The organism is Bhargavaea cecembensis DSE10 (assembly GCF_000348905.1).
Lineage (GTDB): Bacteria > Bacillota > Bacilli > Bacillales_A > Planococcaceae > Bhargavaea > Bhargavaea cecembensis.
Genome location: NZ_AOFT01000025.1, coordinates 1 through 14,659, shown reverse-complemented (window position 1 = coordinate 14,659; position 14,659 = coordinate 1). Strand labels below are relative to the sequence as shown.

Annotated in this window: 12 protein-coding genes, 16 tRNA genes and 1 rRNA gene; 4 read left to right on the top strand and 25 right to left on the bottom strand. The window is 53.4% G+C overall.

Features of this window, described 5'->3' with window-relative positions; all coding sequences use genetic code 11:
- Positions 1-41: 41 nt before the first annotated feature.
- The 4 genes from C772_RS15125 to queG form a co-directional block, all read right to left on the bottom strand.
- Positions 42-314 (bottom strand): hypothetical protein, encoded by a 273-nt coding sequence (locus C772_RS15125; protein ID WP_008301375.1) that lies wholly within the window; start codon positions 312-314, stop codon positions 42-44.
- Between the two features lie 34 nt (positions 315-348).
- Complete coding sequence (locus C772_RS15120) at positions 349-651, bottom strand: hypothetical protein (RefSeq protein ID WP_008301373.1); 303 nt, start codon at positions 649-651, stop codon at positions 349-351.
- Between the two features lie 361 nt (positions 652-1,012).
- Positions 1,013-1,483, bottom strand: a complete 471-nt coding sequence (gene trmL, locus C772_RS15115; protein ID WP_008301369.1) for a tRNA (uridine(34)/cytosine(34)/5-carboxymethylaminomethyluridine(34)-2'-O)-methyltransferase TrmL — start codon at positions 1,481-1,483, stop codon at positions 1,013-1,015.
- Positions 1,480-2,634, bottom strand: coding sequence for a tRNA epoxyqueuosine(34) reductase QueG (gene queG / locus C772_RS15110; protein WP_008301367.1), 1,155 nt, complete (start codon positions 2,632-2,634; stop codon positions 1,480-1,482). The genes trmL and queG overlap by 4 nt, the downstream gene beginning before the upstream one ends.
- Positions 2,635-2,695: 61 nt before the next feature.
- On the opposite strand from queG, the gene C772_RS15105 reads away from it, so the two are divergent.
- Both C772_RS15105 and C772_RS15100 read left to right on the top strand, forming a co-directional pair.
- Positions 2,696-3,385, top strand: a complete 690-nt coding sequence (locus tag C772_RS15105; RefSeq protein WP_008301366.1) for a B3/B4 domain-containing protein — start codon at positions 2,696-2,698, stop codon at positions 3,383-3,385.
- 12 nt (positions 3,386-3,397) lie between these two features.
- Positions 3,398-3,913 (top strand): DIP1984 family protein, encoded by a 516-nt coding sequence (locus C772_RS15100; protein WP_008301363.1) that lies wholly within the window; start codon positions 3,398-3,400, stop codon positions 3,911-3,913.
- A 268-nt stretch (positions 3,914-4,181) separates the two neighbouring features.
- Here the strand turns inward: C772_RS15100 and C772_RS15095 are convergent, their stop codons facing one another.
- Both C772_RS15095 and C772_RS15090 read right to left on the bottom strand, forming a co-directional pair.
- Complete coding sequence (locus tag C772_RS15095; RefSeq protein WP_008301362.1) at positions 4,182-5,639, bottom strand: carbon starvation CstA family protein; 1,458 nt, start codon at positions 5,637-5,639, stop codon at positions 4,182-4,184.
- Between the two features lie 244 nt (positions 5,640-5,883).
- On the bottom strand, positions 5,884-7,311 hold the full coding sequence (locus C772_RS15090; protein WP_008301360.1) for an MDR family MFS transporter: 1,428 nt from the start codon (positions 7,309-7,311) through the stop codon (positions 5,884-5,886).
- 214 nt (positions 7,312-7,525) lie between these two features.
- On the opposite strand from C772_RS15090, the gene C772_RS15085 reads away from it, so the two are divergent.
- The gene (locus C772_RS15085; protein WP_008301358.1) at positions 7,526-7,990 is read left to right on the top strand and encodes a cupin domain-containing protein; all 465 of its coding nucleotides are present in this window, start codon (positions 7,526-7,528) and stop codon (positions 7,988-7,990) included.
- A 104-nt stretch (positions 7,991-8,094) separates the two neighbouring features.
- Here C772_RS15085 and C772_RS15080 read toward each other — a convergent pair whose 3' ends face one another.
- Positions 8,095-9,687, bottom strand: coding sequence for a solute:sodium symporter family transporter (locus C772_RS15080; protein ID WP_008301357.1), 1,593 nt, complete (start codon positions 9,685-9,687; stop codon positions 8,095-8,097).
- 654 nt (positions 9,688-10,341) lie between these two features.
- Between C772_RS15080 and C772_RS15075 the strand changes: the two genes are divergently transcribed.
- Positions 10,342-11,328, top strand: coding sequence for a diaminopimelate dehydrogenase (locus C772_RS15075; protein ID WP_008301353.1), 987 nt, complete (start codon positions 10,342-10,344; stop codon positions 11,326-11,328).
- Positions 11,329-11,410: 82 nt separating this feature from the next.
- Here the strand turns inward: C772_RS15075 and C772_RS15070 are convergent, their stop codons facing one another.
- From C772_RS15070 to rrf, 18 genes are all read right to left on the bottom strand, one after another.
- Positions 11,411-12,349 carry an alpha/beta hydrolase gene (locus C772_RS15070; protein WP_035002626.1) on the bottom strand — a complete coding sequence of 313 codons (939 nt, stop codon included), beginning with the start codon at positions 12,347-12,349 and terminating at the stop codon, positions 11,411-11,413.
- Positions 12,350-12,788: 439 nt separating this feature from the next.
- Positions 12,789-12,873: transfer RNA gene (locus C772_RS15065), tRNA-Leu, on the bottom strand.
- 30 nt (positions 12,874-12,903) lie between these two features.
- A tRNA-Cys gene (locus C772_RS15060) sits at positions 12,904-12,977 on the bottom strand.
- An 11-nt stretch (positions 12,978-12,988) separates the two neighbouring features.
- Positions 12,989-13,064: transfer RNA gene (locus tag C772_RS15055), tRNA-Gly, on the bottom strand.
- A 6-nt stretch (positions 13,065-13,070) separates the two neighbouring features.
- Positions 13,071-13,142: transfer RNA gene (locus C772_RS15050), tRNA-Gln, on the bottom strand.
- 1 nt (position 13,143) lies between these two features.
- Positions 13,144-13,219, bottom strand: a tRNA-His gene (locus tag C772_RS15045).
- Positions 13,220-13,267: 48 nt separating this feature from the next.
- Positions 13,268-13,343: transfer RNA gene (locus tag C772_RS15040), tRNA-His, on the bottom strand.
- Between the two features lie 13 nt (positions 13,344-13,356).
- Positions 13,357-13,430, bottom strand: a tRNA-Trp gene (locus C772_RS15035).
- A gap of 5 nt (positions 13,431-13,435) precedes the next feature.
- Positions 13,436-13,519, bottom strand: a tRNA-Tyr gene (locus tag C772_RS15030).
- Between the two features lie 4 nt (positions 13,520-13,523).
- Positions 13,524-13,599, bottom strand: a tRNA-Thr gene (locus tag C772_RS15025).
- A 3-nt stretch (positions 13,600-13,602) separates the two neighbouring features.
- Positions 13,603-13,678, bottom strand: a tRNA-Phe gene (locus C772_RS15020).
- A 20-nt stretch (positions 13,679-13,698) separates the two neighbouring features.
- A tRNA-Asp gene (locus C772_RS15015) sits at positions 13,699-13,774 on the bottom strand.
- 2 nt (positions 13,775-13,776) lie between these two features.
- Positions 13,777-13,851: transfer RNA gene (locus C772_RS15010), tRNA-Met, on the bottom strand.
- Between the two features lie 140 nt (positions 13,852-13,991).
- Positions 13,992-14,067 (bottom strand) — tRNA-Val (locus C772_RS15005).
- 6 nt (positions 14,068-14,073) lie between these two features.
- Positions 14,074-14,148, bottom strand: a tRNA-Glu gene (locus C772_RS15000).
- Positions 14,149-14,166: 18 nt separating this feature from the next.
- A tRNA-Ser gene (locus C772_RS14995) sits at positions 14,167-14,257 on the bottom strand.
- Positions 14,258-14,262: 5 nt separating this feature from the next.
- A tRNA-Asn gene (locus C772_RS14990) sits at positions 14,263-14,337 on the bottom strand.
- Between the two features lie 24 nt (positions 14,338-14,361).
- Positions 14,362-14,477, bottom strand: a 5S ribosomal RNA gene (gene rrf / locus C772_RS14985).
- Positions 14,478-14,659: the final 182 nt, after the last annotated feature.

Sequence of the window (14,659 nt, the reverse complement as noted above, 5' to 3'; positions counted from 1 at the left end):
AGCGCCTCCTTGGAGGTCTGGACCGTTGCCGTTTTGTTTGTTTATTTTCTATAGGGTGCTCCCTGCTGCTTTTTCTTTAATAGCCACGCCACAACCGCCGCGATGATGGCGTAGATGACGAAGACGGCTGCGGTCAGCCATGGGGAAAGGGTAAAGAGCAGATAAAGCTGTACAAGCGCGGCGAGCAATGCGGTGGCGAGCATGGCCAGGCCGGCTTTCCTGTTTCTCTGATAGAGCGTTATGAAGATGGCCCCGAAGATGGCGCCCGAGATGAGCGCCAGTCCGAGGAGCATCACAGTAATCATCGAGTTCATATGTGTACGGGTCTCCCTACATGATGGTCAGCGATCAATAGTGCTGCTTCGGGCGCGATGTGACGGCCTGGATGATGAGCAATACCGCGGATACGGCGTGCATGAACCAGCCAAGAAACGGGATCCAGGCGATGGCGCTTGTCACCAGGCCGACAATGGAACCGGACTTTGCGGAGAAGTCCCGGATGGCGAGGATGAGCGTGATGGCATGTAGGACAAACATGACGCCGAGAAACGTATATCCCGATCCCATGACATAAAGGCCGCCCAGGAACGGGATGGCGAGAAAGGCCTCTCCCAGACCCGTAACCCAGCGCATGATGGTGGATGCTCTCATGAGTGATCCCTGCTTTCGTTTAGTCTTAGTTGTTATACGGCTGTGCAGGCCGAAAGTTTCATTTTATCCAGTGATTTCGTGACGATTTTTTGGCGGAACCGGGCGGGCTGTGACGTTCCCCGGCCGGGTCCCATTTTCTTTTTATCCGGGATGCGTTATACTGAATGGAGATCGAACTTCGAACCAGGAGGTAACGACATGAACACTCTCTTGATCCTAGGTGTGTGCTTCGCTTTCCTTTCCGCGATCTTCACAGGCGGTTACGAGGACAAGCCGGGCACTGCGAAAGATAACAAAGCAAGCCAAAGCTGAGAAAAAGGGGCTGCCTACCGGGCAGTCCCTTTTTGTATGCCCGCTTTCCTTAGCGGAGGCCCGGGAAGCCCTGCTGGCGAAGTGCCTCGAAAACGAGGACTGCAGCCGTGTTCGACAGGTTGAGCGAGCGGATATGGTCATTCATCGGGATGCGCAGGCAGCGCTCCGGATGGGCGGCAAGAAGGCCCTTCGGCAGTCCGGATGTCTCTTTTCCGAACACGAAGAAGATGTCCCGTTCCGGATCCGAAAAGTCCCGGTCGGCATAGTTCCCTTCACCGAACTTCGTCAGATAGTAGAATTCTCCTTCAGGATAGGCGGAGAACACATCCTCGATCCGGTCATGGTACTCCAGGTCGACATGTTCCCAGTAATCGAGGCCGGCCCGCTTCAGCATCCGGTCATCGGTCGAAAACCCGAGCGGCCGGACCAGATGGAGCCGGGTCCCTGTGCCCGCACAGGTGCGGGAGATGTTCCCGGTGTTTGCCGGGATGAGCGGTTCATGTAAAACGACGTGAATCATTCGTGCACTTCCTTCTTCTGGTCTGCGATTCGGCGGAGCGCGGCCCGGATCTCGATCAGGACCTCTTCTTCCTTTTCACGCGATTCGGCATGGCGCAGAGCGGTCTCCGCTTGTTCCGTGCCGATTTTTCCGAGCGCGTAGGCAGAGGCGCCACGCATGTAAGGCCGGACATCCTCGCGGAGGATGCGGGACAGTTCGGGCAGTGCCGACTGTTCCCGGAAGTGGCCAAGTGCGTAGATTGCGTTGCGCTGGATCGGGTTCTTCCCGCGCCAGGAGCCCGACATATGCCCGAACGTTTCCTTGAACTCGCGGTTCGTCATGTTCAGGAGCGGCTCGAGCAGCGGCTTCGCCAATTCCGGATCGGGACGGAACGCCTCGTGGATCCGGTTATGCATGCCCTTGTTTTTCGGGCAGATCGTCTGGCAGGTGTCACAGCCGTACACCCGGTTGCCGATCTCGGTCCTGAACTCTTCCGGGAGGCTGCCCTTTGTCTGGGTGAGGAAAGCGATGCAGCGCTGCGCGTTCAGCCTGCCCCCTTCGATCAGGGCGCCTGTCGGGCAAATATCGAGGCAGAGCGTGCAGTCGCCGCAGCCGTCTTCGATCGGCTCATCCGGCTCGAAGGGAATGTTCGTGATCATCTCCCCGAGATAGACATACGAACCGAATTCAGGCGTGATGATCGAGCAGTTCTTCCCCGACCATCCGATGCCGGCCCGCTCCGCCACCGCCCGGTCGACGAGTTCTCCCGTATCGACCATGGACCGGAGGCGCGCGCCGGGAACCCGCTCCAGGATAAAGGCTTCGAGCAGCGCCAGCTTTTCCCGGAGGACATCGTGGTAGTCCTGTCCCCACGAGGCCCGGCAGAACATCCCCCGCCTGGCACCTTTCTTCCCTTTCGGCGCATCATCCAGCTTTGACGGATAGGCGACCGCGATCGCGATGATGCTCTCCGGCTGCTCCAGAAGCAGCGCGGGATCGGTCCGTTCATCCAGTGAGCCTTTCTCGAAGCCCGACTGATAGCCCGACTCCTGCTGGCGTCTAAGCCGGTTCTTCATCTCCCGGAACGGATCGGCGGTCGTGAAGCCGATTTTGTCGATGCCCGCCTCCCGCGCGAACGCACGCAGCTCCCGCTGCAGTGTGACGGTATCCATAGGGTCTGCCCCTTTCTGTTGTGGTACGATATATGAAAAGTCACAAAATACAGGTGATGTCATGAAGATTACAGCAGATCAGATGTTGTTTGAGACGGTGCCGGATCTGAAATTCGGCATTCTCCATTATAACAGAATCAGCACCTCTGAAGCTCCCGGGATGCTGAAGGGACGGATCGGGTACTTTTACCGGGAGATGGAGATTGATCTGGAAAACAAAAACGTGACCGATATCCCGGGCGTCGCCGAATGGCGCAATGTCTGGAAGGCATTCGGAAAGGACCCGGGACGTTACCGGCCTTCCGCAGAGGCGCTGATCCGGCGCGTGAAAAAAGGCCAGATGCCGGGCGAGATCAATCTCGGCGTGGACCTGAACAACTTCTTCTCCGTCCGCGAAGGCATCCCGTGCGGCCTGTACGATCTTGAGGCTGTTGCCGGTGATGTGTCGATCCGCAAAGGTTCTGCGGAAGACGAATACGAAGGCCTGAACGGCAGGAACAACAATCTCGAGAACCTGCTTCTCACTTCCGATGAACAGGGGCCATTCGGCAGCCCGTTCGTGGATTCGGGAAGGACCGCCGTCACAGAACAAACAACGGAGGCGCTCCATGTCCTCTACCTCCAGCCATCCATGACGGCCGAAGAAGCCGAAGTGCTGCTGGAGGAAACAGGCAGCTTCTTCACTTCCGTAGCCGGCGGAAGTTTCACAGGCGGGATTTTGCACGCCGGAAACCGGTCAGCTGAACTCTAAGGGGGAATCCGAATGGGCAAAATCAATCTGGCAGAGGGCATCAAACTGAAAAGCGTCCTCGGCCGCCGCATTCTGGAGCTGAATGATGAACTCCAGCGCAGTGCGTTTGTGCTCGTTGAAAAGGGCAAGCAGCCCGAGACCGGGCGGAGATCGATGGCGGAGATCGAGCGGGAGCTGGACCGGGTGAGAAAAGACAGCCGAACGCTGGACCGCCTCGTGTACCGGGCCAATATCGACAATGAAGTGGAATTTGAAGGCGGGACCATGCCGGTCGTCGAGGCGATCGAGCTTGCGACACAGCTTCGCGCCCAGGCATCTTCCTACAAGTCCTTCTCGCATGCACAGAAGGAAGAGATCCAGTTCGGCTATGCGGAAGGAACGGTCATCTACCGCGTCGCCATGTTTGACCCCGAAGACTACCGGAAAAAGGCTGAGGAAGCCGAACGCCGGGCCCATAAGCTGTCCAATGCCGTCAATGCGAAAAACTATACCGTCATTCTCGACTTTGATGACAGCGCCTACTACTGATCCCCCGGAAAGGTGAGAGTCCTTTCCGGGGCATGGCCCGGATGCCATCTAACTTACTGAAACCAATGACCGGTCACCCGTCACGCTGTGACCCATCACCCATGACCAACCACGGCAAACGCAATGGCCTTAGTCATTTTTCAGGTATCCGGCCATGGAAAACGCCCCCTTCCGCTTCGGCGGAACAGGGGCGTTTTCGTATGGTCTCTCCTTGCAAAATGACCGATGCCGTTTCAACGGTGGTCGGCATCGGCCATACACTTACTGATTAAAGCGTTGCCTGCTTAAACCCGGATACATCCTCGTCCAGCAGAATTCCCGTCCCCCGCTTTTTGTGTGCGGAGATAAAGAACGATGCCGTGACGAATAGGGTTGCAATGGTGCCGCCGATATAGGACACGGTCAAGTCGATGCCAAAGCCCATCGTCGGCTCGAACAGGATATAGACGAATACCATGGACGTCATAAAGATCGCCGGAACCGTCGCAATCCAATGGTTCTTATGCTGCAGGAACAGGTACATTGCGCCAACCCAAAGGGCAATCATCGCCGTCACGCCATTAGCCCATGAGAAATAGCGCCAGAGCAGGTTGAAATCGATTTTCGTCAGGATAAAGGAAATGACGAAAAGCGGAATGGCAATCCAGAGACGGCTCAGAACCTTTGCCTGTCCGATTTTAAAGTAATCGGCGATGATCATGCGGGCCGCACGGAAAGCGGTGTCCCCGGAAGTGATCGGAAGAACGATGACTCCCAGGACTGCAAGGGTTCCCCCCAGAGCACCGAGCATCATGACGGATACATCACTGACCACCGCTGCGGGACCGCCTGCTGCCATCAGCTCATTCAGTCCGCCGTAACCGCCAAACAGGCTCATTGCCGCAGCCGCCCAGATCATGGCGATGATGCCTTCTGCAATCATCATGCCATAGAAGATCTTGCGTCCTTCGTTTTCCTGCTTCGTCGTCCTGGAGATGATCGGCGTCTGCGTTGCATGGAAGCCGGACAGTGCACCGCAAGTGATTGTGAAGAATAGCAGCGGGAAAATCGGGAGATCACCCGGATGCATGTTCGTGAATGACAGCTCCGGAATCGGTGCACCCGTCAGCACAAGGCCGATCCCGACTCCCAGGGCGGAGATCACGAGGAGTGCGCCGAACCACGGGTAAAACCGCCCGATAATCTTATCGATTGGAAGCAATGTAGCCAAAACATAATACAGGAAAATGATTCCGACAAGAATGCCCAGGGCCACTTTGCCGTCAAAGATGACGTTCAGCAACATTGCCGGTGAAGTGACGAACACTGTCCCGACAAGGATGAGCAGAAGCAGCGCGAAGATATTGACGACGTGCTTCATGAAATTGCCCAAGAACTTGGACGCCAGCTCGGGAAGATGGGCACCTTTGTTCCGGATTGAAATCATTCCCGTCAGATAGTCATGGACCGCACCAGCAAAAATACAGCCGACGACAATCCAGATGAACGCTACAGGACCGTAGAGGGCACCTGCAATGGGGCCGAACACCGGGCCTGTCCCCGCGATGTTCAATAGCTGGATCAGCGAGTTCTTTGGAGTCGACATCGGTACATAATCCACACCGTCCCCATTGACATACGCCGGTGTCGGCCGATCGTTCTTGGGGCCGAAGACTTTCTCGACATATTTTCCGTATGTAAAATAACCAACGATCAACAGCAAGATGCTAAGCAAAAAAGTAATCATCTGTCCTTCCCCCTGATCTCTGTTGTATTACACAATTTTATCATTTACAACAGAGAACGCAAGATTGTTTTATAAAAATAATGACCATTGCATTTATTCAGATGACTGTTCCTTACTGAATCCGAAAAACGCCCGTCCAAGTGGACAGGCGTTTTTATTCTGGTGCTGTACGGTTGTGTACTTTCGGGAGTTCTTAATGTACTTTCATGGTCCCATTGAGTACTTTCACGCGATGCATGGTCAATTATTCTTCCGGAGTGGCAGCAGCAGGCAGCTTCTTCAGCCGGAGCGCCAGAATGAAGCCCGCCACCGACAGGATGCCCCCGACAAGGAATGCGACACGGACTCCGGTCATGAGCGCATCCGGAGGAGGATCCGGCAACGGCTGTATGGCAACTGCCGTTCCGGTCATGACAGACACGAGCAGTGCCGTTCCGATTGATCCCCCGATTTGCCGGAAAGTATTATCCATTGCCGTGCCGTGGGGAATCAGCCGGCTCGGAAGCGAGTTGATCCCCGCCGTGCTGAGCGGCATCATCAGCATGGACAAACCGAGCATCCGGAGACCGAACACAAGTCCCAGCAGAACAAGCGGCGTGTCCGGCTTCATCATGACGAACGGCACCGTCGTCACGACCTGCAGGGCAAATCCGGTCACGACAAGCCAGCCCGCTCCGAACCGGTCGAAGATCCGCCCGGAAAACGGGGACATCGCCCCCATTGCAATGGCGCCGGGGAGTAACAGCAGCCCGGATTCGAACGCCGTCCCCCCGCGGACATTCTGGACATACAGCGGGAGCAGTGTCTCCGTGCCGATCAGGAGTGCGAATGTAATCATGCCCATCGGAACGATGAGACGATAAACACCGGAACGGAACACGCCGAAATTCAGGATCGGCGTTTCAAGTGCCAGCTGCCGGCGGATAAACAGAAACAGCGCAACGGCCCCTACTGCAGTGGACACCAGCACATTCGGACTCAGCCACCCTTCCCCGCCGATACTGCTGAAGGCATACAGCAAACCCCCGAATCCGAGCGTCGAGAGGGCGATCGACGGCAGATCGATTCGGACCGGACGCTGCTGTGTGACATTCTTCATGAAGAAGAAAACGGCAATCAGATGCAGCACGGCCAGCGGCAAAACGATTGTAAAAAGCATCCGCCAGGAACCGAAGCTCAGCACCCAGCCGCCCAGCGTCGGTCCGATGGCCGGGGCAAATCCGATGGCCAGTCCGACCAGGCCCATGACAGAGCCGCGCCGGTTCACCGGGAAAATAGTCAGCAGAATCGTCTGCATAAGCGGCATCATCATCCCCGCACCCGCCGCCTGGATCACACGGCCGGCCAGCAGGAAGAAAAAGCTCGGGGCAACAGCTGCGACGAATGTACCTGCCGCAAACAGTCCGCTTGCCGCCATCAGCAGCCGCCTGCTTGAAAAGCGGTCGATCAGGAACGCCGTAATCGGGATCAGGATCCCATTGGTGAGCAGGTAGGCCGTCGTCACCCACTGTGCTTTGTTCGCATCGATGGAGAAGTCCTCCATGACGGGCGGCAGCGCCACGATCAGCAGCGTCTGGTTCAGCAGGGCCACAAAAGCCCCCGTGATCAGGACAATCAGGATCACCGTCCCGTTGTATGCGGGAAGAGCCGCAGAATGCTCAGGTTGCTGCATGGGCAATTCCTCATTTCTTATGTATGGAGATACGGTTCAGTATAAGGGAAAAAACTTCCGTTGCCCATTCCAAAAGGACAAATCTGCCTGACCCTGCATAGGTTATCGGGACATCAGAAAAAGGAAGTGAATGGTTTTGTTTATGGGACATCCGCTGTTTCCTTCACATTGTGCATTCGGAATGTGGGCACCGATGCCCGCTCCAGGACCTTGGATGACCGGAATGAGCCCTGCCGCCGGCTATCGGCCCACCGGCTCGCCAACCCGTTTCCGGGATCATGGGAAACGCCCCTATGTCGTCGATATCCATGAAGCCGCTATCGCAAATCCGAACTTCCGGACGGCCATCTGGACCGGCGAGTACCTTCAGGTGACATTGATGAGCATCAATCCGGGCGATGAGATTGGCTTGGAGATCCATCCCGACACCGACCAGTTCCTCAGAATCGAGCAAGGGTGCGGGATTGTCGAAATGGGCCGCAGACCGGAGCAACCGGAATACATCCGGCAAATCGGAGAGGACGACGCAATCATGATTCCTGCCGGCTATTATCATAATCTCACCAATACAGGCCACGTTCCGATCAAGCTTTATTCCATCTATGCCCCGCCACATCACCCGCGCGGAACCGTCCATCGCACACAGGAAGAAGCGATGGAGGCAGAAGAACACCACTAACCAGATTGACGTGCAGGCATCGCTTTTTTAGTTTCCGGCAGGGACTCCATCAAAAAGCAATCCCCCGTTTTGGCGGATTGCTTTTTGATGGAGTATTTAATTGTTTATGAGGCGATGCCGAGCGGAGAAAAGATGAGGTACATGCCGATCATCGTGATGACAACAAGTGCCGCCACCCCTCTTCTGTACTTCCAGGGAGTCAGGTCCACTTTGTTTTGATTTTGTTCGAAGCTGAATGGCTTCTCCAGCGGCTTTAGTTTCGTGATTCCCCATAACAGCAGGCAGTCCATGATGAACAGAACACCAAACACATAAAGGTAATGGACGTCGAGGAACACTTTGGACAGTAAGTAAGCCGCAATGTGGAAACCGAATGTGACCTTGGCCGCAAACGGTGTCACTGTTTTTGAATAGAAACCGAACAAGATGATCGCCAGCATCGGCATGCTATAGATCCCATTGAACTCCTGTACGACGGCGTACAGGCCGGCCGGGGCAAAGGAAATCAGCGGTGCAATCACAACCGCCACAAGACCGACAATGACGGTCACCAGCTTTCCGGCTCTGGCCACTTGCCGATCCGTTGCATCTCGCCTGAAGATCGGCTTGTAGAAGTCCAGCGTGAACAGTGTCGCAGTGGCATTCAGCGATCCGACAAACGAACTGAGGATCGCACCGAAAATGACCGCTGCAAAAATACCGTAAGCCCATTCCGGCAAGACGTCCGAAACCAGTGTCGGATAGGCATTGTCCGGGTTCGGGATGCTTTCGCCGTACAGATTAAACGCCACAATCCCCGGAAGGACGAGGAACAGTGCCCCAAAAATCTTGAAGAATCCGACATAAAGGGCTCCCTTCTGTCCTTCCTTCAGGCTCCTTCCGGCGAGTGTCTTCTGGACAATCATCTGGTTCGCACACCAAAAGAACAGGTTATTGAAGAGCATCCCGGTGAACAGCGTCGGCCAGGGAACCAGTTCGGAATCAGCCGCTCCAATGGCGTTGAGCATTTCCGGTGACTCTTCCTTTACTGTCACAATGCCTTCAAGCGGGTTGCCTTGACCTAGCGCGGACAGGCCCAGGACAAGAATGGCGATGCCCCCTGCAAATAAACCGATTCCGTAAAGGGTATCACTGTATGCACTGAGTGACAGGCCGCCGAGCATCAGGTAAGCGAGACCGATGATGCCGATAAATGCAGCGATCAATGCAATGGCAACAAGCGGATCAAGTCCGAATGCTGCATCGATATGAAAAATCTTATTGAAAACGAGCGCTCCGGAATAAAGGACAACCGGCAGGAACGAAGACATATATGTAATGATGAACAGTAAAGAAACAATCCGTTTCGTTGTCGTGTCATACCGGATCTCCACAAAATCCGAGACCGTATCCACCCCATACTTAAAATACTTGGGCAGAAACACTAATGCCAGGATCACACATGCGAAGGCTGAGGTCACTTCCCAAGCCATGACCTGCATCCCACCGGCGAAACTCTGCCCATTTTGGCCCACGATCTGTTCCGTAGACAGATTGGTCATGATAATCGTCCCTGCAATCGTCAGCCCTGTCAGGCTCCGGCCACCTAAAAAGAAGCCCTCCCCGCTATTGTTATCCACGGACCGGCTTCTTTTATATGCATATAGCCAAATTCCGCCGACAATGAACACAAATACCGCAACTGAAAAAGCATCCATCATTTCCACCTGCACATTCATGATTGGGGCATGTTTAATTTTATGCCCCCTGATTATGTAAGACAGCATTCATGTTGGAAACTTTCCCTATACTCATACCTGATTTACTTGGAGATTATTTTTTACACATGAATTCCCTAAAATAAAAAACACCATCCAGTGATGGATGGGCTGTCATGAATCAGGCTGTCTTCTTAAGTTCTTCGTAGAGCCGCATCGCTTTCCGCTCAGCCTGTTCCTCATTTCGGTCAAAAACGGTGATCAACTTGTTACCGATAATAAAATCCCATTGACGTGTCATTCATACCACCTGCCTTCCTAGGTCTATACCCCACTCCCGCAAAGGCTAAACCCCGAATCCTGGTATGGCGGTTCCAACATGACTGTCTTGTTCCATCCTTCTGACAATATAATATCAAAAATGGTCAATCTTCACCAACTTTCCGGCTTGCGTTCAGAGGTGGTTCCAAAATAACCGGATCGATACCGGGACCGACCTGCTTACTCGGCATCCCGTACCCACGAGACTCACCATTTATCACAACAGCATACTAGTGTTATAATGAAAAAACCCGAAATTTCGAGAAGCTTCCAACAATGAATTTTTGGGCAATCGGCAACAATGATCAACTTTAGACAATGGGAGATGAGAATATGGAATCTAAAATCAGAATCGGCATCGTCGGGTACGGCAATCTCGGAAAAGGCGCAGTGGCAGCCATCCGGCAAACAACTGACCTTGAACTCGTTGCCGTCTTCACGAGAAGAGAACCTGAATCCCTGAACCTGGACGATCCGTCCATTCAAGTCGCCCATATTTCAGATGCAGCCGACTATCAGGAAAAAATCGACGTCATGTTGCTGTGCGGCGGCTCCGCCCATGACCTGCCTGAACAGACTCCGCATTTTGCCAGCCTGTTCAATACGGTCGACAGCTTTGATACCCATGCAAAAATCCCTGAGTTCTACCAATCTGTCAATGAAGTGGCCGAGAAGAACAACACCACTGCCATCATCTCGGTCGGCTGGGACCCGGGCCTCTTCTCCATCAACCGCGTCATGGCCGATGCCATCCTGCCTAACGGCGAGAACTATACCTTCTGGGGCAAGGGCCTCAGCCAGGGTCACTCCGATGCGGTGCGCCGTGTGAGCGGCGTCAAAAACGGCGTGCAGTACACCATCCCTGCGGATGCAGCCATGGAGAAAGTGCGCAGCGGAGAAAATCCGGACCTGTCCACGGCAGAAAAGCACCGACGGGTCTGCTACATCGTTCCTGAAGAAGGTGCCGATCAGGCAGCAATCGAAAATGAGATCAAGACAATGCCGAACTACTTCGCCGACTATGACACGGAAGTGAACTTCATCACAGAAGAAGAACTCAAGCGTGACCACTCCAAGGCCCCTCACGGCGGCTTCGTCATCCGTGGCGGAAACACCGGAGACGGCAACAAGCAGATTTATGAGTTCTCACTGAAACTCGACAGCAACCCGGAATTCACGGCAAGCGTCCTCGTCGCCTATGCCCGGGCCGCGCACCGGCTGAGCCAGGAAAAGCAGTATGGCGCCAAAACCGTATATGATGTGGCACCAGGCTACATCTCCCCGCGTTCTGCAGAAGAACTGCGAAAAGATTATCTATAATGAGTTAAAGGCAACTCCCTGCTAAAGGTGAGTTGCCTTTTTATATATCAGAAGACTCCTGGATTACGCATTCATGGTCAAATCAGTTTCCGACTTTGATTTCACTCAGGTATCTGTCAATTTTAGAAATGGTCCCTTTCACTTGTTCAGGGAAAACACCCATGTTCGTGAAATACCCATGCACCAAACCCTTCTCTGTCTGAGTGACAACCTGTACTCCGGCTGCCTCAAGTTTTTCTGCAAAGGCAAGACCTTCATCCCTCAGGACGTCATTTTCGGCTACAATGACCAGAGCAGGCGGAAGGTTGCTGAGATTGTCGGCCCTTAGCGGGGAAACATACTGGCTTCGGGCATCGTCCTCACCATTGATATAGTGCTTGCCAAACCAGATCATTAATTCTCTATCCAAGCCGAATCCTCTTCCAAATTCATGATAGGACGCAGTGTCATAGCCCAGATCAGTTACCGGGTAAATCAAGACTTGGGCAGAAATCGGCGGTCCCTGGTGGTCACGGGAAAGCAAAGACACGGCTGCCGATAGGTTACCTCCTGCACTGTCTCCTCCCACAACAATGTCGGAAGCATTTCCATTGATGTTATCGGCATGCTCATGCACCCATTTCAGAGCTGCGTATGAGTCCTCCAATGGGATTGGGAATTTATACTCTGGGGCTAGTCTGTAATCAACCGATACAACGATCCTGTTTGTTTGTTTTGCCAGCATCCTGCAGCTTGCATCGGCGGTTTCGAGATCACCAAGGACCCAGCCACCTCCATGGTAATAGACAAACATCGGAAATGGCCCCTGGCCTTCAGGCGTGTAGATTCTGACTTTGACCTTCTCATCACTCCCTACAGCTATCAGACGATCTTCCACTTTTGCAAGCGGCGCCAGTTCCACTTCTAAATGTGGGGCAAGTTCCATCATTTCCCTGACTGCCTGCGGCTCCATTTCGTGCATGGCGGGTCCCTGATTAAAAAGTTCCAAGTATGCTTTAGCGTTCGGATGAAGATTAGCCAATGTACACCGTCCCTTTCCCTGCTTTTTTCAAATTAAGGAAGAACATGAGGTTACTATCAGACTACAGCATTTTACGGCACTTGGATATTACCTAATATGAGTGCTCCTACCCCTTAAAATGGGGGTATTCTCCCCTACATGAGCTCTTGACTTTTCCTCCTGTAAATACCTATCCCAATGAAAAAACAAATCCCATCACCCGCATTATCTTGGGTAGCAGGAATTCAGATCTTCTGTCGATTAATTTTTCATGAAGAATAGCAAAACGGACAAATCACAGTAGTTTAAAGTACAGAAATACAAAAACCGCTTTCCCCTTTTAAACGCGGGAAAGCGGTTTTGCTTTAGTACGCCTGAGAATAAAAAAGCTCATTCAGCTTAAAAACAAAAAGAAAAACAGTGCCTACCGAAGTGGGCACCGCGTCATAAGTATAGTCGTTGGTACCGGTGGTCGGGATCGAACCGACACTCCCGAAGGAACACGATTTTGAGTCGTGCGCGTCTGCCAATTCCGCCACACCGGCATGATATAAAATCATGCAGAAACAAAAAAATGGAGGCGGCAACCGGACTCGAACCGGTGGTAAGGGAGTTGCAGTCCCTGGCCTTACCGCTTGGCTATGCCGCCAAATATAAAAATGGAGCGGAAGACGGGATTCGAACCCGCGACCCCCACCTTGGCAAGGTGGTATTCTAGCCACTGAACTACTTCCGCGAAAAACTGGGGTAGCTGGATTCGAACCAACGAATGACGGAGTCAAAGTCCGTTGCCTTACCGCTTGGCTATACCCCAATGGGGCGGCTGATGGGAATCGAACCCACGAATGCCGGAACCACAATCCGGTGCGTTAACCACTTCGCCACAACCGCCACAGTATAAAATTGATTGACCCCGGTGACCTTGAGGTTCACGATAAATGGGGCGACTGATGGGAATCGAACCCACGAATGTCGGAACCACAATCCGATGCGTTAACCACTTCGCCACAATCGCCGTCAGTCAATAATGGCAGGGGCAGTAGGAATCGAACCCACAACGGAGGTTTTGGAGACCTCTGTTTTACCGTTAAACTATGCCCCTATATATGGTGGAGGGGGGCAGATTCGAACTGCCGAACCCGAAGGAGCGGATTTACAGTCCGCCGCGTTTAGCCACTTCGCTACCCCTCCACGATGGTGCCGGCCAGAGGACTTGAACCCCCAACCTACTGATTACAAGTCAGTTGCTCTACCAATTGAGCTAGGCCGGCAAATGGTGGCTTGGGACGGAATCGAACCGCCGACACAAGGATTTTCAGTCCTTTGCTCTACCGACTGAGCTACCAAGCCATATATAAATTATGTAAAAATGGCGGTCCCGACGGGAATCGAACCCGCGATCTCCTGCGTGACAGGCAGGCATGTTAACCGCTACACCACGGGACCATTGGTTGCGGAGGCAGGATTCGAACCTGCGACCTTCGGGTTATGAGCCCGACGAGCTGCCACTGCTCCACTCCGCGATAATAATATAGATGTTGCATTGGTGATTCAACGCATATGGTGCTTGGGCACCTTACGCTTCGCTGTCGGTGCTACTCGCAGCCTTTGCACTGCTCGTTGCTCCACTCCGCGATAATAATATAGAAAGCTTTTTGTTTCATGGTGGAGGATGACGGGTTCGAACCGCCGACCCTCTGCTTGTAAGGCAGATGCTCTCCCAGCTGAGCTAATCCTCCATAAAGTGGTGACCCCTACGGGATTCGAACCCGTGTTACCGCCGTGAAAGGGCGGTGTCTTAACCGCTTGACCAAGGGGCCATATTAAAGTAATAAAACTGGCGGAGAGCAAGGGATTCGAACCCTTGATACACGGTTAGCGTATACACGATTTCCAATCGTGCTCCTTCGGCCACTCGGACAGCTCTCCATTAATGGCTCCGCAGGTAGGACTCGAACCTACGACCGATCGGTTAACAGCCGATTGCTCTACCACTGAGCTACTGCGGAATAATATCATCTTGCTTGCGGCAAGCCCGGCAACGTCCTACTCTTGCAGGGGGAAGCCCCCGACTACCATCGGCGCTAAAGAGCTTAACTTCCGTGTTCGGGAAGGGAACGGGTGTGACCTCTTTGCCATCATCACCAGACTTGTTTTGAACAAGACAAGATTTATTATATCAAATTCTGTAGGAATTGCAAGCGTTTTTTGCAAACATCTTTGCATTTGTTCGCTCAAAACCGGATAAACGAGACATTGTTGTATAACCATCTTTCCACGTGCCATGGTCCGGCCTCAGCGGCCAACTGTTCAGGCCGCTTTGGCACTCCC